The sequence below is a fragment of the Nitrospira calida genome (genome assembly GCF_976986435.1).
In genome coordinates this window covers 1471101-1495385 of the sequence record NZ_OZ335950.1, presented here as the reverse complement: position 1 = coordinate 1495385, position 24285 = coordinate 1471101, and the positions used below count along the sequence as shown (strand labels likewise).

Annotated in this window: 30 protein-coding genes; 1 reads left to right on the top strand and 29 read right to left on the bottom strand. The window is 61.0% G+C overall.

Annotated features, from left to right (window positions below):
• The 10 genes from gmd to ACWHTU_RS07385 form a co-directional block, all read right to left on the bottom strand.
• The gene (gene gmd / locus ACWHTU_RS07430; RefSeq protein WP_447862857.1) at positions 1-1131 is read right to left on the bottom strand and encodes a GDP-mannose 4,6-dehydratase; all 1131 of its coding nucleotides are present in this window, start codon (positions 1129-1131) and stop codon (positions 1-3) included.
• A 70-nt stretch (positions 1132-1201) separates the two neighbouring features.
• Positions 1202-1618 (bottom strand): asparagine synthase-related protein, encoded by a 417-nt coding sequence (locus ACWHTU_RS07425; protein ID WP_447862855.1) that lies wholly within the window; start codon positions 1616-1618, stop codon positions 1202-1204.
• A 71-nt stretch (positions 1619-1689) separates the two neighbouring features.
• Complete coding sequence (locus ACWHTU_RS07420) at positions 1690-1887, bottom strand: hypothetical protein (RefSeq protein ID WP_447862853.1); 198 nt, start codon at positions 1885-1887, stop codon at positions 1690-1692.
• A complete protein-coding gene (locus ACWHTU_RS07415; RefSeq protein WP_447862852.1) occupies positions 1884-2063 on the bottom strand; it encodes a nucleotidyltransferase domain-containing protein in 180 nt (59 codons plus the stop codon). The genes ACWHTU_RS07420 and ACWHTU_RS07415 overlap by 4 nt, the downstream gene beginning before the upstream one ends.
• Before the next feature lie 474 nt (positions 2064-2537).
• A complete protein-coding gene (locus ACWHTU_RS07410) occupies positions 2538-2696 on the bottom strand; it encodes a nucleotidyltransferase domain-containing protein (protein WP_447862850.1) in 159 nt (52 codons plus the stop codon).
• Between the two features lie 697 nt (positions 2697-3393).
• Positions 3394-3822, bottom strand: a complete 429-nt coding sequence (gene hepT / locus ACWHTU_RS07405; RefSeq protein WP_447862848.1) for a type VII toxin-antitoxin system HepT family RNase toxin — start codon at positions 3820-3822, stop codon at positions 3394-3396.
• Entirely contained in the window at positions 3809-4243 is a 435-nt protein-coding gene (locus tag ACWHTU_RS07400) for a nucleotidyltransferase domain-containing protein (RefSeq protein WP_447862847.1), read from the bottom strand. The genes hepT and ACWHTU_RS07400 overlap by 14 nt, the downstream gene beginning before the upstream one ends.
• On the bottom strand, positions 4227-4739 hold the full coding sequence (locus tag ACWHTU_RS07395) for a UpxY family transcription antiterminator (protein WP_447862845.1): 513 nt from the start codon (positions 4737-4739) through the stop codon (positions 4227-4229). Before ACWHTU_RS07395 ends, ACWHTU_RS07400 begins: the two co-directional genes overlap by 17 nt.
• Positions 4740-5218: 479 nt before the next feature.
• A complete protein-coding gene (locus ACWHTU_RS07390) occupies positions 5219-5548 on the bottom strand; it encodes a nucleotidyltransferase domain-containing protein (protein ID WP_447862843.1) in 330 nt (109 codons plus the stop codon).
• 75 nt (positions 5549-5623) lie between these two features.
• Positions 5624-6214 carry a winged helix-turn-helix transcriptional regulator gene (locus ACWHTU_RS07385; RefSeq protein ID WP_447862842.1) on the bottom strand — a complete coding sequence of 197 codons (591 nt, stop codon included), beginning with the start codon at positions 6212-6214 and terminating at the stop codon, positions 5624-5626.
• A gap of 225 nt (positions 6215-6439) precedes the next feature.
• On the opposite strand from ACWHTU_RS07385, the gene ACWHTU_RS07380 reads away from it, so the two are divergent.
• Positions 6440-7318 carry a glycosyltransferase gene (locus ACWHTU_RS07380; protein WP_447862841.1) on the top strand — a complete coding sequence of 293 codons (879 nt, stop codon included), beginning with the start codon at positions 6440-6442 and terminating at the stop codon, positions 7316-7318.
• A 25-nt stretch (positions 7319-7343) separates the two neighbouring features.
• Here ACWHTU_RS07380 and ACWHTU_RS07375 read toward each other — a convergent pair whose 3' ends face one another.
• The 19 genes from ACWHTU_RS07375 to lpxK all read right to left on the bottom strand — a co-directional run bounded on the left by ACWHTU_RS07375 (position 7344) and on the right by lpxK (position 24279).
• A complete protein-coding gene (locus tag ACWHTU_RS07375) occupies positions 7344-8342 on the bottom strand; it encodes a class I SAM-dependent methyltransferase (RefSeq protein ID WP_447862839.1) in 999 nt (332 codons plus the stop codon).
• 2 nt (positions 8343-8344) lie between these two features.
• A complete protein-coding gene (locus ACWHTU_RS07370; RefSeq protein WP_447862838.1) occupies positions 8345-9433 on the bottom strand; it encodes a hypothetical protein in 1089 nt (362 codons plus the stop codon).
• Positions 9418-9639, bottom strand: a complete 222-nt coding sequence (locus tag ACWHTU_RS07365; protein ID WP_447862837.1) for a hypothetical protein — start codon at positions 9637-9639, stop codon at positions 9418-9420. Before ACWHTU_RS07365 ends, ACWHTU_RS07370 begins: the two co-directional genes overlap by 16 nt.
• Positions 9636-10091 carry a glycosyltransferase family 2 protein gene (locus tag ACWHTU_RS07360; RefSeq protein ID WP_447862835.1) on the bottom strand — a complete coding sequence of 152 codons (456 nt, stop codon included), beginning with the start codon at positions 10089-10091 and terminating at the stop codon, positions 9636-9638. The genes ACWHTU_RS07365 and ACWHTU_RS07360 overlap by 4 nt, the downstream gene beginning before the upstream one ends.
• Before the next feature lie 29 nt (positions 10092-10120).
• Entirely contained in the window at positions 10121-10516 is a 396-nt protein-coding gene (locus ACWHTU_RS07355; RefSeq protein ID WP_447862834.1) for a glycosyltransferase family 2 protein, read from the bottom strand.
• A gap of 118 nt (positions 10517-10634) precedes the next feature.
• A complete protein-coding gene (locus ACWHTU_RS07350; RefSeq protein ID WP_447863326.1) occupies positions 10635-11126 on the bottom strand; it encodes a class I SAM-dependent methyltransferase in 492 nt (163 codons plus the stop codon).
• Positions 11126-12016, bottom strand: coding sequence for a glycosyltransferase family 2 protein (locus ACWHTU_RS07345; protein WP_447862833.1), 891 nt, complete (start codon positions 12014-12016; stop codon positions 11126-11128). The genes ACWHTU_RS07350 and ACWHTU_RS07345 overlap by 1 nt, the downstream gene beginning before the upstream one ends.
• On the bottom strand, positions 12016-12558 hold the full coding sequence (locus ACWHTU_RS07340; RefSeq protein ID WP_447862832.1) for a ribonuclease toxin HepT-like protein: 543 nt from the start codon (positions 12556-12558) through the stop codon (positions 12016-12018). The genes ACWHTU_RS07345 and ACWHTU_RS07340 overlap by 1 nt, the downstream gene beginning before the upstream one ends.
• On the bottom strand, positions 12540-12896 hold the full coding sequence (locus tag ACWHTU_RS07335) for a nucleotidyltransferase family protein (RefSeq protein WP_447862830.1): 357 nt from the start codon (positions 12894-12896) through the stop codon (positions 12540-12542). Before ACWHTU_RS07335 ends, ACWHTU_RS07340 begins: the two co-directional genes overlap by 19 nt.
• Positions 12874-13971 carry a putative lipopolysaccharide heptosyltransferase III gene (rfaQ, locus tag ACWHTU_RS07330; protein ID WP_447862829.1) on the bottom strand — a complete coding sequence of 366 codons (1098 nt, stop codon included), beginning with the start codon at positions 13969-13971 and terminating at the stop codon, positions 12874-12876. Before rfaQ ends, ACWHTU_RS07335 begins: the two co-directional genes overlap by 23 nt.
• Positions 13972-14045: 74 nt before the next feature.
• Positions 14046-15158 carry a glycosyltransferase family 4 protein gene (locus tag ACWHTU_RS07325; RefSeq protein ID WP_447862828.1) on the bottom strand — a complete coding sequence of 371 codons (1113 nt, stop codon included), beginning with the start codon at positions 15156-15158 and terminating at the stop codon, positions 14046-14048.
• 149 nt (positions 15159-15307) lie between these two features.
• Positions 15308-16078 carry a glycosyltransferase family 2 protein gene (locus tag ACWHTU_RS07320; protein ID WP_447862827.1) on the bottom strand — a complete coding sequence of 257 codons (771 nt, stop codon included), beginning with the start codon at positions 16076-16078 and terminating at the stop codon, positions 15308-15310.
• Between the two features lie 74 nt (positions 16079-16152).
• A complete protein-coding gene (locus ACWHTU_RS07315; RefSeq protein ID WP_447862825.1) occupies positions 16153-17037 on the bottom strand; it encodes a hypothetical protein in 885 nt (294 codons plus the stop codon).
• A 65-nt stretch (positions 17038-17102) separates the two neighbouring features.
• A complete protein-coding gene (locus ACWHTU_RS07310; RefSeq protein ID WP_447862823.1) occupies positions 17103-18221 on the bottom strand; it encodes a glycosyltransferase family 4 protein in 1119 nt (372 codons plus the stop codon).
• Between the two features lie 173 nt (positions 18222-18394).
• Positions 18395-19156 (bottom strand): glycosyltransferase family 2 protein, encoded by a 762-nt coding sequence (locus ACWHTU_RS07305; RefSeq protein WP_447862821.1) that lies wholly within the window; start codon positions 19154-19156, stop codon positions 18395-18397.
• Positions 19157-19166: 10 nt separating this feature from the next.
• Positions 19167-20288 carry a glycosyltransferase gene (locus tag ACWHTU_RS07300; protein WP_447862820.1) on the bottom strand — a complete coding sequence of 374 codons (1122 nt, stop codon included), beginning with the start codon at positions 20286-20288 and terminating at the stop codon, positions 19167-19169.
• A complete protein-coding gene (locus tag ACWHTU_RS07295; protein ID WP_447862818.1) occupies positions 20285-21349 on the bottom strand; it encodes a glycosyltransferase family 9 protein in 1065 nt (354 codons plus the stop codon). Before ACWHTU_RS07295 ends, ACWHTU_RS07300 begins: the two co-directional genes overlap by 4 nt.
• A 75-nt stretch (positions 21350-21424) precedes the next feature.
• Positions 21425-23104 (bottom strand): lipopolysaccharide heptosyltransferase II, encoded by a 1680-nt coding sequence (waaF, locus tag ACWHTU_RS07290; protein ID WP_447862817.1) that lies wholly within the window; start codon positions 23102-23104, stop codon positions 21425-21427.
• A 50-nt stretch (positions 23105-23154) separates the two neighbouring features.
• Positions 23155-24279, bottom strand: a complete 1125-nt coding sequence (gene lpxK, locus ACWHTU_RS07285; protein ID WP_447862816.1) for a tetraacyldisaccharide 4'-kinase — start codon at positions 24277-24279, stop codon at positions 23155-23157.
• Positions 24280-24285 lie beyond the last annotated feature (6 nt).

The window sequence follows — 24285 nt, the reverse complement described above, 5'->3', positions numbered from 1 at the left end:
TCATTCGTGGTAGTCCATGGTCTTGTAGCCGTGTTTCTCAATGAGTTCGTCGCGTTCGGCAGCTTTCAGATCTTCGCGCACCATTTCAGCGACGAGTTCGGCGAAGCTGGTCTTGGGCCTCCAGCCGAGCTTTTCCCGTGCCTTGTTGGCGTCGCCCAGCAGAGTTTCGACTTCGGTGGGACGGAAATAGCGCGGGTCGACCGCGACGATAGGATGGTCCTTTCCCCCGCCCTCTCTCCAGCTTGCGGCTGAAGGGTAAACAAGGTAGCCTTTTTCATCGATCCCTTTCCCTTCCCAGCGGATGCGCATACCGATCTCTTCGGCAGCAGCATTGACAAAGTCACGTACTGAATATTGCTCGCCGGTGGCGATGACGAAGTCTTCGGGCTCGGACTGCTGCAGCATCAGCCACATCGCTTCGATGTAATCACGCGCATGCCCCCAGTCGCGGCGGGCGTCCAGGTTACCGAGGTAGAGGCAGGCTTGCAATCCCAATTTGATTCTGGCCAGACCGCGGGTGATCTTGCGGGTGACGAAGGTTTCGCCGCGGATCGGGCTTTCATGGTTGAAAAGGATCCCGTTGCAGGCGTAGAGACCGTAGGCTTCGCGGTAGTTGACGGTGATCCAGTAGCCGTAAAGCTTGGCGACGGCGTAGGGGCTGCGGGGATAGAAGGGGGTAGTTTCCTTTTGCGGGACTTCCTGCACCAGGCCGTAGAGTTCCGAGGTGGAAGCCTGGTAGAAGCGGGTCTTCTTTTCCAGGCCAAGGATGCGGATAGCTTCGAGCAGGCGCAGCACACCAAGAGCGTCGGCGTTGGCGGTGTATTCGGGCTCTTCGAAGCTGACGGCGACGTGGCTTTGCGCAGCGAGGTTATAGATTTCGTCGGGTTGGATCTGCTGAATGATGCGGATAAGACTTGATGAATCCGTCATATCGCCATGGTGCAGATAAAACGGCAGGCCCGCTTCGTGACGGTCATGATAGAGATGGTCGATGCGATCAGTATTGAAGAGCGAGGTGCGGCGCTTGATGCCGTGCACCTCATAGCCTTTACCGAGCAGGAATTCAGCGAGGTAAGCGCCGTCCTGACCGGTGATGCCGGTGATGAGGGCTTTTTTTCTAGATTGGGTCATGGGTTTTCACTTCCATATTCATGCCGGGATAATCTGCCGGCTTGGCTTCTGAGCGGCTCGATTTCCCGTCTCAGGTTTTCGTACTCGACCATTTTGCGTTTTGAGGAAACAGGCTGTCAGTTTGGCTTCTCTCTGCAGCCCCTGCGGCATGTGGCTGTGACCGGGTACTGCACCGGTTTAGGCAGATGACGCCGGAATGGTTACTGATGTTTATGGTAGAGCCGCAGACAGCCCTTGTAGTTCGCAACCCGGAGAACCGTTCTTCCGAACCCTCGCTTACCTGGATGACCGTCACACCGTTGTCGCGGGTGAGCGTGGACACGAGATCAAGGGGGATGCCGATCGAGTCCACGATGGGCTCGCCCTGATGGTGACCGCGGCTATCTGGATAGTCCACCATCTCCTTCTCATCAATCGGGATTTCATGATAGTTGGTGTTGTATTTCCAAACACCTCGCCCAGCCGGTAATCCGGCTTGAGATCTCAATACCAGGCATTGCCTTTCCAGACACGTTTGGCGCCGAGCTCGGCAAGTCGCTGTCGCACGCGAGCCAACTGTTAGGTGAAGAAACCTGCCTGATCGTACAGAACCCGGGCATCATCGACCATGTCCAAGAACAGCGGGCTGCCGGCCGTGACTTCCTCGGGCGTCTTCAATATCGGCGACAGGACAGTCTGAATGCCGGAGTTCGCCGCCTGTCTAATGTCTTCGGCCACTGCTTGCTCCACCGTCTCGAATTCCCTGACGCGCTTCATACGGCCTGCTGGAAGATCCGTGCCACAATCAACAGGTCGATATCGGAGTCGTGCCGCATGGTGCCTCTGGCCACCGAGCCATAGAGGACCACCGAGACCAGGCGGTCCCCGTAGGTCTTGTGCGCGGCAGGCACAAGCCGTTGGACCAGCCGGTCGAACGCTTCTTTCAACCTCACGGGGACCCCAGGCCGGAAGGGCCACACGCTCCTGGCAGGCGGCGATGTTCCCGTTACCGGACCATCGAGCCGGGCGGCGCTCCTCAATTGCTTGGAGGTCCGGCGAGGCAAGATAGTGTTCCTTCGGCATGAGCGTCTTCTCCCGCAGCCGTTTCGCGTTCTCGCTGATCAACCGCAAGCACTCGATGACCCTGTCCTTGTCGATTTTCGGTTCCGGCATTCCAACCCCTTGTAAGAAGTCACGATCGCCAACGTGCCGAAGCCAACGGATATCGGGCGCTTGACCGTAAATGGCTTCCACAACCTGGACGACCCTTGCAGCATTCCCATACCACAGGAGGCGGCTGTGCCGGCATATCTGCCAGGCCAAATATGACGGGGCTCGTTCCAGATCCACGAACGCAAATGCGTCGCCATGCAGGGTCTCGGCCAGGGCCGTGTACAGGGAGATTTCCACGCAATCGCGATCCTCGCCTATGACGGCCCGGTCCAACAAATACGCCCATCCACGTCGCTGATCGGAATCGCTTCGCCTTGGGCAAAGGATCCAAACAACCACAGCGCAGCGAGACCCGGCAAACCGGCGACACGGTCAGGGATGGCCTTGATCCGTTCCTGTACTTTAGTTTGCACCTGCCACTAGCGCGACTGTCAGCGTGCGTTACGGTCCCGTGCATCTTCGGGTCTGGAATACACCGCTTTCCGCCGCTATCCCTGTCCGGCCCCACCCCGAGCGTGAGCAGGATCCAAATCGAATGGGGTGTCGCTCAGTTTCATCGTAAGCGACTCCGGGTGAAACCTCACAGCCGCGATGCGTCAACTGTTCCCCCGATCATAGCGAACGGGCGGTTGCCCAGCCCTCCCAACAGCCATGCGGCTCTTGCGAAGCATCATGGCCCTCTGGGTAATTAGGGGCGCAAGGCTGATCTCTTGCGGTTGGCGGCAGGTGTTTCGCAAATGGCCGGCAAGGTCGCAGTAGTATCCCGCATTCTCGCGCGAAAGGCCTCCAGGAGATCCGCCTCCCTGACCAGCACGCTTCCCCTATTAAGAGCATGAGGCTGAAAGGCAACGGGCGTATCCACGAAATGCCTCCCTGGGAACCGCCACGGGATTCACGGACAGGCCCAGGTCCGCATGACGGAACGGCCCTTCAGCAAGAAACGATCCGTGAAGCAGATCGAACAGAATCTTGGATCTGTCCTGCCAGAGAGCCCTAAGTTGCCGGACCAGCCGGTCTTTGTGCCCGCGAGCAAGCGTGCGCAGTCGCAGTGCAAGGTTTTTCCCTTCCGGATACGAGCGACCGGATCGGGCGCTGCGCGTGCATCCGACTCTACCTGTCTTTTTCCTGAAGAGCCTGAACCATCCTGGCTTTGAAGGCTTCCAAGTCTTCGAGCCTGGTACTCGCCATCTTGTACACAATGGCGTTATCAAGCCCTCCGTATTCATGAACCAGAATATTCCTGAAGCCTTTCATGGTCTTGAGCACACCCGTGAGAGGCGGAGCAATGATTCTTGCACGCTCTAATTTTTCAAAGATGTCGTTTTCTTCCGCCGGCAGGCCCAGTCGCAGTCCGGCGACAAACAGCGCGCAAACGTCCATCATGCATTGGATCGCCAATTGGAGCAGTCGCTCACAGGCCCGCCTTTTTTCCAGCTTATCCATATATTCCGCAAAGCTTGCCGGAACGATTTGGCGAAGCTCTCCGAGATATCCTTCCAACTCATCGAGCTTGGCAAGAATCCGCTCACGGTCCAACATGAGCCACCTGTTCCAAGTATTGCCGGTAAATGCGCTTGAAATCTTCAAACGCCTGAGCGGTCCGATAGGCCATCGCGTACAGCGCATCGAAGTCTCGGCAAACCAGCACGACGCCTTCCTTGAGCACTCGCCGTCGAACATAGAGCGGCAGTTGCTGAAAGATGCGGAGATCAAGGTCCGCGTCTTTCAGGTAACGCATTCGGACCGTCACCTGATCTTCTGCGGCGTCTTTTCCGAACGGGAGAACCAAACAGAGATCGGTATCCGAAGCCGGCGTCGCATCGCCCCTCGCCCGACTGCCGAACAAAATCACCGCGAGGACGGCTTCATCCTGCTGGACTTCTTCAAGAAATCGTGTCAGGCGCGGAGTCATTGCGTTGATAGACTTCCCTTCCGGCACGGTCTCACACCGGCGCCACATCGTTCACGTTGATCTCGACCGCGGCGGCTTGCTGGATGAGACGGACGCCGATCACGAGCCGATGGCACCGGTCTTTACGTAACAGGATGCCCTTGACCCCTTGCAGAGGCCCGCGGATCACCTCCACCGCCATGCCTTCCCGAAGATAAGGATGCGCGTCGTACGGGAGCACGCTGGTCATCAGCGTTTTCAGGGACTCGATCTCTTCTTCGGGGATCGGTTCCGGTCTGTTTCCGCTGCCCACGACATCAACCACACCCGCGACCTGGAGCACCGGCAGCTTGTGCTGAAGCGAGAACCGGACGAAACAATACCCGGAGAACAGGGGCACCTCGATCTCCTTTTTTCGATCTTTCCACTGACTCACCCGCTTGACCGTCGGCAGCAGCGGCTCCAACCCCTGGCTGGCCAGCCGGTCGCACACCAGCTTCTCGTGCCGGGATCGGGTGCGGAGAGCGTACCAATGAAGAACGTTTGTTTGGTTGGGTTGGTTCATCTGGTTTGTTTGGTCTCTTTGGTCTATCTCGTTCAACTCATTGATCGAGTTTGTTTAGTTGGTTTCGCGCGGAAATACTTCCTTAATAGTGAGCTGTCAAGCCACCTTTCCAGCAATCAAGATCTTCGAAGCACGCGATCTTCACGCCAGCCTCTCTAGTTCATTGGTTCGTCTGGTTTCTCTGGTTAAAAAGTTACGAACCAAAGAAAGGAAACAAACCCGCAACCAAATGAACAAATGAATCGATTCAGACACAGCTTCGCCCTCTCACTTACAGGGCGCTCCCACCTGGGGGAGCCCTGCAAGTTATCAGCCTCCGTTTCCGACTCGAGAAGACCGTCAGGGGCTCAGCGCAATAATCCGCTCACATAGCGCTCGATCGTCCAGACAAACTCGTCCGCTTCCCGGACCGCCCGGCGCGCACCCGCGCCTTCTCGCGAGCCTTGGCGAGATAGCCGCGGATGAGCTCCTGTTGCGCTTTATCCAACGAGGATGCCCTCCCGATTCACCTGCTCCATAAACGGGGTCCGCAACGCTCGCAATCTGGCAAATTCCTGTTCGGGAAACACTTTCAACGACACCAATCGCCCGTGTTCCAAGAGGACGTCCATGACTGCGTCGTAGAGAACATCGAGCAGGGCCTCATCCTTCTTCGACACGACCAAGAGGAGGTCGTAATCCGAATCGGGCCGATGAGTTCCCCTGGCACGCGATCCGAACAGCACGATCCACTTGATCTGCGGGCGGACGGAAGCGATCCTTTCCAAGAAATCATTGAGGACAGGATCGATGGCGGTCGATGGAGTCACGGGTCGATCTGGTCTGTCTCGTTTGCTCGGTCTATTTGGTTTGTCTAGTTTGTTTCGTGTCGCACGATGCGGTCGCTACCCGCGGCCAGGACCGAGGCTCAGAATCTTCTCTTTGGCGATCCCTTGTCGCGCAAGCTTGGCCTGGATTTTTTTGGCGTTCTCCAGATCGGCGATCAAGAGTGCATCAAATTCCCATTCATTCAGGAACTCGATCGGCCAGACCGGATATGATAAGAACGTGCGCGTGTCCCGTCCATCGACGAAACCCACCAGTGTCAGATTCATCTCCCGCAGGGAAAGGTAGGCCAGTTCGGCCAATTCACCGGTTCCACAAATCGCTACCCGTTTCACCCCGGTCTGTGACAATCCGGCCAGCGTCGCTCTCAACTGATTCCGCATCTCCCGGTAATATGACAGGGAATACTGCATGTATTGGCACGTGAGGCGAGATTTTTCGGCGATCCCGCGAGGCGTCAGCAGATAGCGGATACGATGTTTGGGGATGGTGGTGAGTTTGATATACCCTTTGCGGGCCAGGCGCTTGAGATAGAGATTGGTCAGGCCGAGGGCGACGCCCAGCTTTGTCGCCAGCGACCGCTGCGTCACTTCCGCGTCTCGCTCGACCTCGGTCAGCAAAACAAGGTCGCGTTGGCCTTGGATGTCCATACCGTGACGGACGGGTGAAGGAAAGTGTTCAGGATTTGAACACAAGCGGACATGTCCGTCAAGGAGAAAATTGCGCCGGCGCCGGGATTGACAGCGTTTCCTTCGGTTTGATAGATGCGCCATGTGCTGGGCTCGCGCGACAGGCTGGACCTGCCGGAGTCGCATTGCGCTTCCCGTATCGCGCTCGTCGCGCACCGCATCATTCGCTCTTTATGAGGAGAATTGATGCCTCGTATCAGCGTCGTCATCCCCGCATACAACGGCGTGTCCCGCTATCTGGAACAGGCGATCCGAAGCGTGCTGGCCCAGACGGTCAAAGACTTCGAGCTCATCGTCGTCGATGACGCCTCCACCGACGACACGGCCCGGCTGGTGCTCCGGTTTCCGAGCGCCCGGTATTACAAGCGGCCGACGAACGGAGGCCAGGCCGTAGCCCGCAACGACGGCGCGCGGCTGGCCAAGGGGGAGTTCCTGGCGTTTCTCGACCAGGATGATCTCTGGGAGCCGACGTTTCTCGAGGAAACCTCAGCCGTGCTGAACGCCCATCCCGAGACGGCCCTCGTGCATTGCGACGGCTATCAGGTCAACGAACGGAACGAGATCTTGGAATACGACGCCGCAATGAAACACGCGAACAGCATCACCCAGATGCTGCGGGGCGGCCATGATATGGCGACATCAGGTTCGTTGTTCCGCAAAAGCTGTTTCGACGCGGTCGACGGCTATGACGAGTCCCTTCCCGTGTGGGAGGACATCGATCTGGCGATCCGGCTATATCAGCGCTTTCGCATCGTACACCTGCCCAAGCCGCTGTACCGGCATCGCCTGTACGGACGCAATGCGTCGCGGGACATTCCGTCGGAACGAGCCTTGCTCGGCCGGCGGTATTTCCTCGAAAAGCACGGCCCGGCGTGTCGGCCCGGCACACCCGAAGCCCGCGCGCTCGCCCGAGACTGGGCGCAATACTATAGCGACCTGGGAAAAGCCCTTCTGCAAGCCGGCCAAACCAAGGAAGCTCGCCGCGCGCTGTGGCAGGCCGTTCGGCACGACCCGACCAACCATACAGTCTTCCTCAGGCTGCTGCGCTCGTTCTTTCAAGGGTAACGGGGTCCGTGGCTTTCCCTCTACCTCATGACCCTGTATTCCGGTATCCCTCTCTTTTTACCGCATGCACCGTGATCTCGGTCCCAGAGCCGAGATGGCCGGTGATAAGACAGAAGGGCTTTGCGATTAGCTTTTCGATCAACCGCCGAAATGGAAGCGTTCGGCCAACTCGATGCCCCCACACCCGTTCCAAGCTGGCCATGAAAAAGAGCGAGCCTACGCCGGTGCGCACGCGTTCGACGTGGAAGCCGACTTGTTCGAGCATTCGGCTCAACGTCGCTTTCTCGAAGTGGTAGAGGTGTCGCGGCAGCTCCCAAGGAAACCACCACCGTCCGAACAGGCGAGCTTCCAGACTTCCCGCGTTAGGCAACGTGATGACAACCAGTCCGCCGGTGTCGAGGATTCGCCACGCCTCGTTCAGCACCGCGATGGGATCGAACATATGCTCCAATGAATGATTGAAGAGGACGACATCGAACGCCCTATCGGGATACCCGGCCTGGTCGAGATGACCCAGGCGCACCCGATCGCCCAAGCGGTCCTGCGCGTAGGCGATTGCCACTTCGCTCGTGTCGACGCCGTGCACATCCCACCCCTGTTGCTGGAACATTGCCAGATTCGTTCCTGGCCCGCAGCCGACGTCGAGCAGGCGGCCCCGGCCGACCCACGGCAGCATCTCCTTGCCGCGCAGCACCCGCAGCATCCGATCCGGCCACACAAGCCATTTCTGGATCCGTGGCGGCACGTGTGACGGAGTCGCCGGCGGATATCCGTAGTAGGCTTCCATCACCCAGCGCTTGACGCGGTTGACCTTGCGCGGCGGCGGCGGCGGTTCAAAGTACGTCTGGGGGTAGAACTTGCCGATTTCCTCCGGGCTCGGCCGAGGATTCGTGTACAGGAGGCCGCACTCCTCGCAGCGCACGACCGCGAACTCGTCGTCGGCGATCCCATGGGTCACATCGCGCTGGCGAACGACTTCCCTGGCATGACGCGACCCGCACAAGCCGCACGCGACCGTTTCCATCGTTATTCCCCTTTGATGCAGCCCGCCAAGCCCAGGACGTCCCGTGCAATCAGTTCGGCGATCGCCCGATGCCCGTAGTCGTTCGAATGCGTGTCATCCCGCCACCAGAACAGGTCGCCGGTCGCATCGAACACGCGCCGCGCTTCCTCCACAAGGGACGGCTTCGCATCCAGACAGCAAAGCTGCGCTAGCTCACAGGCGGCCAGTACGGCCTGGGCGAATCCTGAAGGCTCCGCCTCCCACTCCGCCGAAGGACGCTGCGCCAGCAGCCAGCGGTAGATTTCGCCTTTCGTCGGGAGGATCAGCACCGTGACCGGCACGCCACGCTCGCCGGCGAGCGCCCGCATCGCAACGAATGTCCGTTCCAGCTTTGGAAAATTCGGATGGCGTTCCACGTCTGAACGCGACCGCAGCCCCCAAGCCTCATGCGATGACAGAAACAGCACCGCTCGCCCGTCCGGCAACCGGCGCACGACCACACCCTCCGTTCGCCCGCCCCACCGCGCCCGCCACCCTTCCATCAATTGGTTCAGCGGCGACCGGTTCCGAAACGTGCAATACCGAACGATCCACTCGCCCACTTGGTTTCGCCACGGCAGCACCGACAGATCCCACACTTCCCCTCCCGCGTCGTCCAAATCATTGCCCGTATAGAAGGTCCAGACCATTTTCACCTGCGGCGACAAGCCCAGCCGCGGGCTTTCGAGCACGAAATCGAGATACTGGTTGTACGGGCCGCCCGGGTAGAACAGGTTGTACACGAGCCGGCCGTACCTGGTTTCCAGCAGGCGCGCGAAGATGTTGTCCTGCGTGGTGCCCCAGCCGGCCCCGAAGGAATCCCCCAGCACAAGCAGATCTATTTGCGGCGGGATGCGTTCGTTGCGGAAGCCGGCCTGGTCCGTGACAAACCGGATGCGGCGCGGCTCCCGCAAAGTCGGATCGCCGGCGATGGTGGCCAGATCCCCGTACAACTCGTCCTCCAAATCGAGACGTGCATCCCATCGCCCGAGGATCGGCAGGCGCGGCAGCTTGTGGGCGGAGACGTTCATCGGGGTGTAGCTGAGCCGGCGCTCCATCACCGGGCGAAGCACAGATCAAGTCCGGACACCACCAGGCACACGGCTGTGAGCGCCACCAACAGATTCTCGAGCCGCGCGGCCCTGGCCGGAAGGAGCAGGAACAGCCCGACGGGGAGCAACACGAGGACCTCGATCCAGCCGTTTTTCAGGACGCCTTCGGCGTAGAGGGAGCCCGTGGAGGCGGCCGCGAGCAGGGTGAGCCCCAGCCTGCGTCTCATACGTACGATCGCACCAGCCTCGACAGACACCGCCAGGCGGTGTTCCAACTACGGGCTTCCTTGATACTGAGCGCCAGCCCCTGAACGAGGCAGGACCGGCCTTGCGTTCTCTCTCCCATACCAACCAACTGCTTGCCCCGATCGGCCAGATAGGACGCCTGTTCCCGCAACAAATAGCGACGCTTGACCGGATTGTTCCCCACCCGTTCGAGCAACGTTTCGATCAGCAGCGGCCGATGGCTGAGCGCGATCTGCGCCGGTTTGATTTCCCGGTTGCGGTGATAGGTTAGCGGTTCCGGAATGCTCGCGATCTCGTAGCGGGCGGCGATTCTGGTCCACAGCTCGTGGTCGTCCAGGCCAGCCGAGTTGAACCGTTCGTCGAATCCTCCCACTGCCTCCAGGACCGACCGCCGGATCATCGCCGCCGACGGCGTCGGCACGTAGCCCCGCACAAAGAGACGGGCAAACGTTTCGGAAGTGTTTACCTGGCACCGATGACGCCCATCGGCTTGCCATGGCGGTCCATATGCGCCACATCGGTGATCACCATGCCGACCTGGTGGTGCCCATCGAGCACCGCAACTTGTTTTTCCAGCTTCGTCGGATGCCAGAGATCATCGTGATCGAGAAGCGCAATGTACTCGCCTGCCGATTCGGCGATCCCTCGATTCCGCGCGCGGGCCACTCCGCTGTTCTCCTGGCGCACGTGCCGAATACGGTCTCCGAATTCCCTCACAATCGCTCCCGATCCGTCTGTGGACCCGTCATCGACGATGATGATGTCATAGTCCTTCCAGGTCTGGGCCAGCACCGTTTCGATGGTCTCCCGGATCACGTCATGGGCGTTATACACCGGAATGACCACGTTGACTTTCACAGAGTTCCTCTAGCGAGAACCAGCTCAGAATTATAGCGACCAGCTGGCAGCTTTACTTCCACATCCCCTTTTCACTAACAAGGAGAGCGTTTTGGTGCCGCCTTTGGAAATGGATCCGTCACGCTTTCACCGCTTCCAGCACCACCGTCATTTCCTCGCACACATTCCACAGATAGCGGCGGCAGCGTTTTTGAAAGTATTCCGGCAGAAACTTGAACGGCTTCCGCATGTGGTACTCGATGGAGATCGTTCGAAAGTTGGTTTTCAACCCGTAGTAGTTGGGAGACTTGAAATACTCGAAACTCTCTTCGGTCATGAAACGGACATGGGTGGGATCGACGAACGCCTTGCGCGACGCATAGTACGGCGTTTTGATGTAAACCCTGGCGCCCGGCGCGCAGATTCGATACAGCTCCTCCATAAAGGTGATCAGATCGCGCATGTGTTCGATCGAGTGGATGGAATAGGCGCCGGCCACGCTGCTGTCCCGAAACGGCAGACCATGTTCAAAGTCGCAGACGACATCCACGCCCGGAAGCCGTCGTCGATCGACGCCGATCGTGCCGGGTTGTTTGTGCGCCCCGCAGCCGATGTCGAGGATCACATCCATCACACGAAGGTGCGCAACAGGCGAGAATACGCTCTGAATCGGAACGGAGCCTTTCGAACGGCGTTCGTGTAGCAGCGACGCGCTTCGGAAAGGTTCCCCAACTGTTCAGCGAATCCGCCGCATAGCAAGTAATAGTTCGCCCATTCCCGGTCCAATGCCGTGCGCTGCTCCCGGGTCAGCGGCCGTATCTGCTCAAGCCGGAGCAGAAATCGTTCGCGGCTGTTCAGCACCTTTTGCCTATGGGTACTCACGTCGAACGCCCTCTCGCGGTAGCCGTGGCCCCGCTGAAGCTTGCGCACCAGCACGCGGTCGACGCACTCGAATTCGGTCGCGCGATAGAGGCGGATCGTGAGATCCGAGTCTTCCGATCCGTACAGCTCGGGGTCCAACGCCCCGACCTTGTCCAGGACGCTTTTGCGGATCAGCAACGTGGAGGGCAGGGCCGTATGCCCTCCGGCGAAGGCCCGGACCAAAGGCTCCCGGCTGTGACGGGCCCGCACCCGCTCTTCCACGGTGCCGTCTTCATAGACGACCTCGTAATCCGTATGGACCACGCCCACCCGCGGTCTCGCCCGAAGAACGACCAGTTGCGCTTCCAGCTTGTCCGGCAACCAGATGTCGTCGCAGTCCAAGAGCGCAATGAATTCGCCCTTCGCCGCCTGAATGCCGTCATTGCGGGATCGGGCCGGCCCGCCGTGATCCCGTTGAAACCACGCAATGCCATCGGTTCGTTCGAGCCGCCGCAGCACCTCCTGCGTGCCATCCGTGGATCCATCGTCCACGACCAGAATTTCCACGTCCTTCACCGTCTGCGCCCGTACGCTCGCCACCGCCTTGGCCACGAACGGCGCCCCGTTGAAGACCGGAATGACCACGCTGACAAGCGGCATCAGATCCTCTCCGTGTCTTTTGGCTCCGGCTTGCCCCTGGCTCTCGTTTCGCTCTCCTGCGTATCCAACCCCGGCGAGATCGCCGACTCTTCCAAAGCCAGCAGAAACCGATCGAGGTCCCCTCGATAGAGGTCTTTCAATTTCAGCGCATCGTCGAGAACGAGCCTGACCTTTCTCTCGTCAAGCTCAAAGGAATACGCATGCCGAAAAAAATAACGGAAGGCTCGTAGGTTGTCGAGAAGACGGTAGCTTTCCGGCGAAAGCAAAGCCGGTCGAACCCCTTCGATCGCGACGGTGAGCCGTCGCAAGAGTTCGATATGATAGCGTCTCTTCTCATCAATCTGGTTCTCGAACGTACCGGCGATGACTTCAAACAAATCTTCAAAGGCGCAATACAAGTTGTGCAGTTGATAGCCGAGGCTTTCCAATTCAGCCTGGCCTCCACTCCGCCGCCGCTCCTCGATCTTGTTGTAAATCGCCTCAATCTGACGCATCTGGGCGGTCAGCTCCGCCCGAAGGAGCGCTAGCTTCGCCTTGTCCATCGGAGTCCTTCCTTCCTGATCTTGTCCGCCAAACGGTGACCCTCGAGTTGGATCACATCCACCTCCCGGCCGAGCTCCCGCGAAAGCCATGCCATAGTCGGGAAGAAGTCTTCATCTTGAAGCCCCACGAACGCCACATCGACATCCGAATCGTCTTGGAACCGCTTGCTGTTGAGTACCGACCCAAACACATAGGCCTCTTCGAACTGGATGCGCGCGGCCAGCCGAGGCAAGAGTTCCCACATTTGTTTCAGCAGCGCCTCCCGCTGCGCTTCTCGCCTTATCCAACGAGCGCGCTGCACCGCATTGAGAAGGTCACAGGAGAAGGTTCGTACCATCGGTGTGACTCCCTTGTCCCGTTGTCCCCTCTCGCTCCTTACCCCGCCGCCCCCTGGCCCCTCCCCTCAATCCCCAGAGCCTCATGGCCGCTGCGAACACTTCGTCCACGGCAATGAGCCGCATGCAATTGCCTTCGCCGCGCCGGCAGGTGGGATGAAAACAAATGCGACAGTCCAATCCCTTGTAGATGATCTCGCTCGGCCCGCGCGGCCCCCACTCCCGGGGATTGGACGGGCCGAACAACCCCACCACCGGCACCCCGAGCGCCGCCGCCATGTGCATGGCGCCGTTGTCGTTCCCCACATACAGGGCGCAGCGTTTCAGGATGGCGGCGAACTGCAACAGCCTTGCGCGGCCGGCCAGGACGATCGGTGCCGAACGCGCGTGCGTTCGAATCCGTTCCGCCGTCTCACGGTCGCGGTCGTCCCCGCCGATCAGCACGCGGCAGTCCCATGCCTTGGTCAAGCGATCCGCCAAGTCGGCAAAGCGTTCAGCGGGCCAGGCCTTGAACCAATAGCGGGCACCCGGATGGAACATGACGAGTCGCGTCGACGACGACGGCACAACCCCGGCCTCCCTCAGGATGCGCTCAGCCGCTTCCTCGTCGTGAGGCGGCACGTTCAACACCAACGGTCCGGCTTTCGGCTCAAGGCCTAGACATCGCAAGGCCGACAGGTCCCGCTCGACGCGGTGAACATCCTCGGCCCGAGGCTTCGCCACGGCGGTGTAGAGCAGTCCCCGCCAGCGATGTTCCTGATTGAACCCGACCCGGATAGGCGCGCCGGAAAGCCGGCTCAGGATCGCCGCCCGATCCCCGTCCGTAAGATCGATGACGCAGTCGAACCGGCGGCGCCGCAGCTCGGATGCGAAGCGAACCTGCTCGCCGAGCGTTCCCTTCGGCACCACCAACACCTTGTCGAGGTCTGGGTTCCCCTTCACGATATCCTCCGTCCCGGCGTTCACGGCCATCGTGAGCGTGGCGTGAGAAAAGGCCTCCCGTAGCGCGCGCAGCACCGGTGTCGCCAGCAGAACGTCGCCGATATAGCGGAGCTTGATCACTAAGATGTTATTCATCACAGACTCACACAGACGCGTTTGACGTTGAAAATTGAACGGTCCGGAACCCTCCGCCGTCGAACCTCGAACGCTTATCCGCCACACACCTCTTTATAGACCGCCAGCGTCTGCCGCGCTGTCCGCTCCCAGGTGAACCGCTTCGCGCGTTGGAACCCCTTTTCCCGTAAGGAGGCGCGCAAGGATGAATCATGAATCACCCGCGCCATCGCGTCCGCCAGCTCGTCCGGCTTGTCCGGATCGACGAGTACGGCAGCATCGCCGGCGACCTCCGGCAGGGCCGTCGTGTTCGAGGTGATCACCGGCGCGCCGCAGGCCATGGCTTCCAACACCGGCATCCCGAAGCCTTCGTAGATCGAGGGGAAGACGAATACCTCGGCATGGGAATACAGCATCCGTAGATCCGCGAGAGACAAGGGTCCGGTACAGACCACATGCTCCTCAAGGCCGGCGGCCGCCACGCTGTCGCAGAGATTGCCGAAGCGGTGCGTGGGTGACCCGACCATGATGATCGTATGGGACTTCAGTTGCTCCCGTCGGCCAACATAGGCTTCGAGCACGGCGCGATGATTTTTTCTTGGGTCGGCGCCGCCCACGAACAGAATGAACGGCCGCGGCGTCCACCCAAACCGCCGCCCCCAGGCCGCCAGCGCCAGCAGATCATGCGACGGATAGAACTCCTCAGACACCGCATTGTGAATGACTGTAACCTTCTCCCGCGGCACGCCGCAGATCGCCACGATGTCGCGAGCCGAGTGGTCGGAGACGGTGATGATGCGGGCCGCCTCATGCGCGGTCCGCCTGACGCGCCTGGTCGCACCCCATTGCCCGAACAGCTTGCGGGAAAATTGAGGATGCCGCGCAAGCCACAGGTCATGAATCGTGACGATGCCGCCGAACCGGCCGACCGTCGGCAATTTGAAGTTAGGGCCATGAAACACATCCAGCTTATCCCTCGTCCCGCGCCACCGCAGGGCCCAGCCCCCGGTTTCCCGCCACGTGAGCCCCCGGCTGCGCGCCCATGGCTCGTGCATCACGCTCGCGTCGGCCGATCCCGGGCTGACGTAGGCGATCAGATCAAGATCCGGATCCTTCAACTCGACGAGCGCGCGAAGCACATGGTACGTATGCCAGCCGATGCCGCCGCGGTTCCGGACGATGGGATTCGCGTCGATTCCGATCCTCATCTTTCACCAAGAACGGTGTAAGGAGGTAGCGGGGTAGCGAACGAAGCCAAGCCGGAACGGCGACGCCAACCGGATGGTCCGTTATCCCTCCATCCCTCACTCCGTCTTCATTCCTTACCCCGTGCCCCCTTGTCTCTTCTTTACCTCGGTTACCCCGTTATCCCTTCACCCCGTTCCTGCGACGCTTCCCATGCCTTCGCGTATTTCACGAACGTGTGCAGACCCGCGAAGAGCGCGACGATAAGGCCGTGAATTCCGTCGCGATAGCCGCGTCGTAAGAGATAGGTTTTGAGGATCGTACCCAGGTGGTGGGCGCCGACCTCCCAACCGGTTACACGCGAAGAACTTTTGAGCTTCTCCTGCGCGCCCAGCGTGGTGTAGCGCATCATCTTGCGGACATGACGCCCGATCGTCGGCATGCTGTCATGGTCTAGCGGATTCGTCAGCCTCGCCACACGGCCATCGAGACAAAGATGCTCATGTAGCAACACGTCGTCGTACCGGCCGGCCGACCGTTTGAACAGTCTCAATTGATAGTCTGGATAGTAGCCGCTGCCCCGAATCCACTTGCCGTAGAAAAAGTTTCGTCGCGGGATTTCGTAGCCGACCACATCAGAAGGGGGTCCCTGCCGCAGCGTGCGCAGAATTTCATCCCGCAATGCTTCGGTTACCCGTTCGTCGGCGTCTACGATGAGAATCCAGTCGGCGCCGGCCTGATCGATCCCGAAATTTTTCTGCGGGCCGTAGCCCGGCCACGGTCTGACGAAGACCCGATCCGTGTAGGTCCTGGCGATCTCTACGGTGCGATCCACGCTGCAGGCGTCCACGACGATGATCTCGTCTACCCAGCGCAGCGACTCCAGACAGACCGCGATGTTCCGTTCTTCGTCTTTGGTGATGATGACCGCCGCAATGGACATCGTCGTTCGTAAAATGACCTGTTGGAGACTCCATGTCCTACGATGAACGCTTCAGGCTTCACATTTCACGTCTTCTACCCTCTGAACCCTCGCTTCAGCACAGCCCGATAGAACGCCGGATTCAGCCAGCGATTCCGTCCCGGCTTGAGCACCGGATACGTTCGCACCCGTTCTGCCATCACCGCCGGATGGCTGCCGGTGAAGGTTTTCATGATGTCGTAGTCCTCGAACTCATAGGCCGTCCGAGCCAGCATGCGGGCCTGTTCGGGGCCGGGTTGTTCGCCGTGGTGACGGGCCACCTGATAGCGAAACTTCTCCAGCAGCACCGTGGCCGGTTTAACCCAGCCGTAGTGGTAGATCGTCGCCCCGGACGGGCGCACCCGGTCCCGGTGGATGCTCTGCAGATAGCCGCGATCTGTTTTGAGCCAGAACCCCACGGCATCGCCGCAGGATTCGACCTGGCCGTCGTTGCGGATGATACGCACCGCGCGGTGGTAAAACCACGGATTGACCGAGCGGTAGTCTCCGTAGAAATGGAGATAGCGAAAGGTGAACCCCAGAACGCGCGGATCGTCCAGGTGATCCCGTAGCGTGCGCCGGATCGTCTCGTAATCCCGCTCGTGCAGCACTTCGTCGGCCTGCAGGTAGAGCGCCCAGTCGCCGGTACAGCGGGCCAGGGCCTTGTTGGTCTCGATGGAAAACAACAGCCCGTCCTTTTTCAGATTGTCGTCCCAGACCGACTCCACGATGCGGATCTTCTCCGAGCCGATGGAGCGGATCAGATCCAGGGTTCCGTCGTCTGACTGACCGACATTCACAATGAATTCATCGACGATCGGCAGGGCGGACCGGAGCACTTCGACGATTGGATAGTCGAACGCGACCGCGTTGCGACAGATGGTGAAGCCGCTGACCTTCATCGTCTCTTCAGTCTGTTTGGTCTCTTCAGTCTGTCTCATCTATCCGGTCGCTCGTATGGCTCCCACAACCGAACAGACCAGACCGACACTTTGTCTTTACGCGCTCAGGCAGTCCCCATCAGGTGCTCGTAGAGCTGCTCGGTCTTTCTCAGCATTTCCTGAGCCGAGTAGGAACGGAGAACATGTTGCCGCCCTTCCCGGGCCAGCCTGCTCCGCAAGTCAACATTTTCGACCAGCGCGCTCACCGCCTGGGCGAGCGCCTCGGCCGAGCCGGGTTCAATCAGCAGCCCGGTCCGTCCCGGTAGGATCACTTCGCCGGTGCCTCCCACCGCTGTGGCCACGACGGCCCGTTCCATTGCCAACGCTTGCACGACCCCCTGCGGGACGCCCTCATCCTTGAGCGAGGGTTGGACGTAGATGTCCAGCATGGCCAGCAGGCCTGGAACGTCCTCCCAATAACCGGTCAAGACCACACGATCCTGGAGCCCCAGCTCACGGATCCGACTCGAAATCTTCGGCTGTTCTTCGCCTTCCCCCGCAATCACGAATCGGATGCGGGGATAGCGTTGTCTAAGTTTCGCGGCGGCCTCGATCAAGACCTCCAGGCCTTTGTAGCTCCGCAGAAACGCCACCGTTCCGACAAGACAATGGTCGCGGTTCCACCCGAACGAGTGGCGCAGCACATCGTTGCTCGAGCGCACGGCGAAGCGCTCGAGGTCCACACCCGTGGGGATCGAGACAATCTTGCTCGGGTCGAGTTGGAATTGCTCCAACAGACGACGGCGGACGGCTTCCCCCGTCGTCACGATCGCGGCATAGCCTCTGCGGTATGCCCACCGATGGAGGACCGAATTTCGCACGGCGGTCGATTTGTGCCGCACCTGGACGACCAGCGGGCGCTGCGGGATCGAGCGTGCGACAAGCGCCGCCGCCCAACTGTCCGCGGAGCCATGGCACTGCACGATCTGGATCCGCTCTCGGCGCATCGCTCGTTGCAACACCGCCATCGTGAACGGCCACTGGATCCATGTTCTTCCGATCGTCACCACCGGAAGTCCCTGTTTGAGTCCTTCAGCCGAAAGCCAACTGTTCCAAGGCGCGGCCAGCACGACGCGATGTCCCCTCGCGATCATGCCCAGCGCTTCCTGCAACACCCGGAACTCCTGCCCGCCCCGCGCAGTGGAAGACTCGGTATGCAGGATTCGATACCCGTTCTTGCTCATCTCGATCCTGTCATTGAGAGATCCCGATCTCCCCCCTTATCCCGATCAGGAGGGTTCGATGATCGGGGATCGAAACGCGACCGCGTTGCGACAGATATGGTGAAGCCGCTGACCTTCATTCGTTGCCTCGGCTAGTCGCAAATGGCTGGGTAGCTCATAGCTCTTTGTGCCGGCTATTCGCCACCTGCTTTCTTGCTTAACTCCCACAGCTTCGCGTACTTGATGAACGTGTAGTAGGCGTACAGTCCGGCCAGGATGAGCCCCGGCACCCCGTCCAGGACGCCCGCTCGGCCGACATACATTTTCAGGAACGTGAACACCGGATGCGTGACCAACTGATGGGGGCGGAATCGCCGCCTCTGCTCGGCCATGCGGCGGGCCATCAAGTCAGAATAGCGGTCTTGCTTGAGCAGATAATGATCGATGTCCCGGAACGGGTATTGGAGCACATGCTCCTTGAGATACCCGATGCGGCCGTCGAGGTCGAAGCTTTCGTGGACGGCCTCCTCCCGATACCGCAACCGGTCCCGGCGGAAAAGCTGCGGTTGGCGGTAATCGGGATACCAGCCGCCATGCCGGATCCAGCGGCCGAGGAAATAATTCTTGCGCGGCACGAAATAGGCGTCGGCTTCGGGTCCCCGGGCGATCAAGGCCCGAATTTCGTCGCGAAGCTCCGGCGTCGCACGTTCGTCGGTGTCAAGGCTGAAGACCCATTCATGCGAGGCGTGCGCGATCGCCTCGTTGCGCAGCCGCCCGAATCCCGAGAACTCATGCTGATAAACCTGGTCGGTGAATTCCCGGCTGATCTTTTCTGTCGCGTCGGTGCTGTAGGAATCGACGACGACGAGTTCATCCGCCCACCGCACGCTTTCCAAACAGGCGCGCATGTTCGGCTCGTCGTTATAGGCGATGATGACCGCCGATATCTTCACCATGCGCCAATCCTCAACGATCCGGGGATTGTCGGGACGTGAGCACGTTCCGATAGACCCGTTCCAGTTCATCCAGCATGCGGTCGATTGAATACACGCGTTCAACCAGCGCCCGGCCTTGTTCCCCCATCCGCTTGCGCAACGACGCGTCCTCCAGTAACACCTCGATGCGCTCCGCCAAGGCGGCGGCATCGCGCGGAGGGACCACGTACCCCGTCTCGCCGTCCATCACCACGTCAGGGATCGAGCCGACGGTCGTGGATACTACCGGCAGTCCCATCGCGAGGGCCTGCATCAGGACTTGGGGAATCGTATCCCCTTCGACCGACGGGATCACGAACAGATCGAGGGACCGGAAGACGTTCAAGAGATCGTGCCGGAATCCCAACATCTTTACCGCGTCGGTCAACCCCCCAGACTCGATGCGCGCCCGGATCGCCTGCTCCTCCGGGCCCTCGCCCACGATCAGAAACGTCGTATCGGGATGGCGCGCCAGAACACGGGCCGCCGCGTCGATGAAATAGCCATGACCTTTGTACGTGCGCAGGTAGGAGATAAGCCCGACGAGTTTCCGGTCGCCGGGCAGGCCCAACTCGCGTCGCAGATCATGATCCGGCGGCGCCGGTCTGAAATACTCCACATCCAGCCCGATCGGAAAGGCCGCCACCCGGTCGGCAGCGAGCCCGTCCCGTTCGATCAACGCCCGCCGCGTCCGCTCCCCGCCCGTCACGATCACCATGTCGAGCAGGCGCCGGTACAGCAGACGAGTCGCGAAGGTGTTGTTCAGCGGTGTCGAGATGTGCCGGATCCGGATGATCTTCGGCCTGCAAGGGACCAGCCTGGCCGCCAAGGCGCCAATCCAACTATCGCACGAACTGTTCACCTGCAGGATCGCCGGACGCTCCCGGAGGATCAGCCGCCGGAACGCAAGGATCGCCGACGGGTAGCGTGACCGCTTCATGGTCACCAGCTCAACCGGCAATCCCTTGCGGCCGGCCATCTCGGCGATCGGACTGCCCGGTTCCAGGATGAGCCGCAGATCGTGCCCGCGCTTCCGCAAGCCCTCCGCGTGAAGCAGCACCGCCCATTCCTGTCCACCCACGGCTGCGCTGGATTCGGCAATGAAGATCTTCACGGTGTTGCGTGCGCCCGCCTGACCGGTACGCGTTCGCGCACAGCGGCCAGCACCTGATGAGGAGCAATGCCGATGAGACACTCCAGAGGAACCTGATTGCGGCAAATCCGACTGAAACACGGACGGCAGGGAACCGCATGGGTCAACACGGCGTGTCCGGTCCCGTACGGTCCCGTCCGGATGGGACTGGTCGGGCCAAACATCGCGACGACCGGCGTGCCAACGGCCGCCGCCACGTGCAGGGGGCCGGAGTCGTTCGTGATCAGGAGCGCCGCCGCCTCGAGCAGCGCCGGCAAGAGGCCAGGATCGGTCTGCCCGGTGAGATCGATCGGACTGGTCCGCATCAGGGCCTTCAGCGCGTCCGCATCGATCCGCTCGCCCGGCCCGCCGATCAACACGATGCGTCCGGCCCCCTCGCGCTGGAGTTCATCGGCCACGGCGGCGAAGCGTTCCAGCGGCCAACGCTTGGTCGGCCATCGGGCCGAGACGTTCATCGCGATCCAGTCGTTCCCGGACGCAAGGCCGTGGCGCTGCAGAAGCTGCCCCACCGCTTCGCGGTCTTCAACTGGAATGCGAAACCGAGCCGGCGGAACCGGCCAGACCGGCGCGCCTAGTGCCGCCGCCGTCAGGAGAGACCGGTCCACCGCATGCATCTCGGGCGTGGGGACCGGCACGCGAATCGAGTAAAAGAGCGGACTGCCCTCGCGGCCGTTGGCGAAGCCGATTCTGGTCGAACACCCCGTCAGCCAGGCCATCGCCGCGCTGCGAAAAAGCCCTTGAAGATCCACCACCAGATCGAACGCGGCGGCGCGCAGGGCCGGCACCTGCGAGAGCCAACCGGTCAGCCCCCCGTTCACGGGCCACACCCGATCGACCCCCTCCGCCCGTTCCACGATGCCCGCCCATTGTCGCTTCACCAGCCAAGTGATGTGGGCCTGCGGCCAGTGCCGGCGCAAGGCAGCCAGCGTCGGCAGCGCATGGACGATATCTCCCAGCGAACTCGGCTTGATCATCAGAATGCGACGGTAATCCTGCATGACTTCCTCGTGAACGGAGCCCATCGCTCCGCAGCGTGCCAGGGACGCCCACGTGATGTGCGAAGATGAAAGACCCCGGCAACCGATCGCGTCCCGCCGTCAACGATTCACGGCCACTGCATGACGGGCTTTGGCATCTTCGAAAATCCATTCCGCCGCTTCGGCCAACGACGGCGCGATGTGATCGGGCGGCAATCCTTCCCGCTTCAATTCCTCCAAGGCCTCGCGGCCGGCCGGGCCGCTCATGACGAGGAGGCTCCGTGCGCGGACCCGCTGCGCCAACTCGATATCCCGTTTCTGGTCTCCAACGACATAGGCGCGCGAGAGGTCCAGCCCCAGTTCGCGCACGGCCCGGTCGACCATCGCGGTGTTCGGCTTGCGGCAGGCGCACCCGTCATCCGGATGGTGGGGACAAAAATAGATGGCATCCACCACGACACCCTCGGCCTGGAGCAAGGCCTGCAGCTTGGCATGCACCCTCTCCACATCCGCCATGGTGAAGATTCCCCTCGCCACCCCCGATTGGTTGGTCACCACCACCAGGCGGGCGCCGGCTCGCTTGAGACGCGCCAAGGCCGATCCGACGCCCGGCAGCAACTCGACTTCTTCCGGTGACCTGACGTACCCGGTGTCCTTATTCAGCGTCCCATCGCGGTCTAAAAAAATGGTAAAACCAGAAAGCACGTGTGTTTGGTCTATCTGGTTGGTTTGGTTGATCTGGTTGGTGTCGTTTCCCCACGCACCAAACAAACCAGATACCCGTTTCAACCGTTGCGCTGCCGCCTGGTAGACTAGCTCGACCGTCACGCCCGCCATACAGCGGTGATCGATGGGACATTCGCGGAGCAGACAGGGGGCGCAGTCCACCGGCTGCCGAACGAGGCTGTGCCCGGTTCCGAACGGCGCGGTCGTTCGCCAGTCGGTGGGACCGAAGACCGCCACTACCGGCACGTTGAACGCTGCGGCGATGTGCATTGGCCCGGTGTCGTTGGTCAGGAAAAGCCCGCAGCGTTTCGTCACCGCCATCAACTCTCTGATCGTCGTCCGACCCGATAGGACGACCGTAGTCGCGTGGATCAAACCGGCGATCGCCTGTCCCAAGGCTTCTTCTCCTCTGGCACCGACGATCACGGCTTTAATCGGTTTTCCGATTCTCGGTCCCTGTTCCTCGATCAGCCGGTTCACCGTCTCGGCGAAGCGCTCCGGCAACCATCGCTTGGCGCCTCCGTACGTTGAGCCGGGGTTCACGCCGATCAGAAAGTCCGACGACGCCACGCCGGCTGCCGCCAATCGTTCCGCCATCGCCGATTCTTCTTCTGCCGCCGGAAACAAGCGGGGCGCGTCCGGCTGCCCCTGACACCCTAACGGTCGAAGCAGATCCCAATAGTATTCAACTTGGTGCTTCAGTTTGACTCGGGCCGGAGGCGTGATCGGGTCGGAGAGCAAAAATCCCCGGCCGTCCGTCGCGTAGCCGTAGCGGCGGGGAATACCGGCCAAAAAGCTGAGCAGCGCGGCCTCAAAGGCGTTCTGAAACAGAATCGCCAGGTCGAACCGGTGACGGCGCAAGATACTGGCCAGCGTCCATTTGCCCGACAAGCCGGTATGACGGCCCCGGTCATCGTAGACCAGGGTGTGATCGACGGCCGGATGTCCTTTTAACAGTTCCGCGATCGGCGGTTTGACCAGCAGAGCGATTGTTGTCTCAGGAAACAGCGTCCGGACCGCCCGAAGCGCCGGCTCGCACATGACCGCGTCGCCGATCCAGTTGGGCCCTCGCACAAGGATGCGCCGGGCCCACGGGTGCTGAGTGCTGGGTGCGGAGTGCTGCCTCACGTGACCCCGTTCCCCCCTAACAGAAGCCGCTCCAGCCGTTCCCACCCGTCAACGATCTCGGTACGCAGCCGCACCGCCCAGCAATGATCGTCCGGTCGGAGCAGAGGGGCGATCTTTCCCGCATCTTTCTCGGTCGTGATCAGGATCTCGACGTCGGACCGCTGCACGCGCTGGCGGAGGTCTTCCAGATCGGCCCGGCTATAGACATGATGGTCCGGAAAGACGATCGTTTCGGCCACCTTGAGACCCAACTCTTCCAGCAAGGCGTGAAAAGAAGCGGGGTTGGCGATGCCGCTGAATGCGACGGCCGACCTGTCGGTGAAGCGTGCCGGGTCCTCCATCTTGCCGTTCGCGACATTGACCAGCCTTTCCGGCTTAAACGAAACCCGGACGGGGTCTTCCACCGGCCCGCCGGCCTGCCTGATGCGCTGCAGGACCGGTTCAGGGTCGACGTTCCCATCGGCTCGCGTCAGCAGCAGCGCCGTGGCTCGTGCCGCCGCTGCGAGCGGTTCGCGCAACCGTCCGGCCGGAACCACGGCCTCAAGCCCTCGGGCATCCGTGGCATCAACCAACAGAAGATTGACGTCCCGGTGCAAAGACAGATGCTGAAATCCGTCATCCAACACCACACAGTCGATGGGGTGCTGCGCCAATACCCATCGCCCCAGTGCATAGCGATCCGCCCCTACCGCCACGATCGCCCTCGGGCACCGTTGCGCAATCAAGTAGGGTTCGTCTCCTGCTTCCGCGGGTCCGGCCAACAGATTGCGGCCGTCCGACACCAGGACTTGCGACGACCGGCTTGTTCGCCGATAGCCGCGGCTGAGCACGGCCACGCATTTCCCCTGCGCCAGCAACCATTCGGCAAGAAAGATCACGACGGGCGTCTTGCCGGTCCCGCCGACCGTCAGGTTGCCCACGCTGATGACCCGACAAGGGAGTTTGCGCGTGGGAAGCCAGCCGTGTCGGTAGAGGGACGCCCGGATTGCGGAGGCGGCACCGTACAGTAGGGCTAAGGCCTGTAACAGAACGTCCGCGGGTCGCGGTTCGAGATTCGAGGTGGCCGAAACGAGCAGCGCGGGACCGCCTCCCCAGGCGTCGAACCTTCGGCGCACCTTCATCCCAAG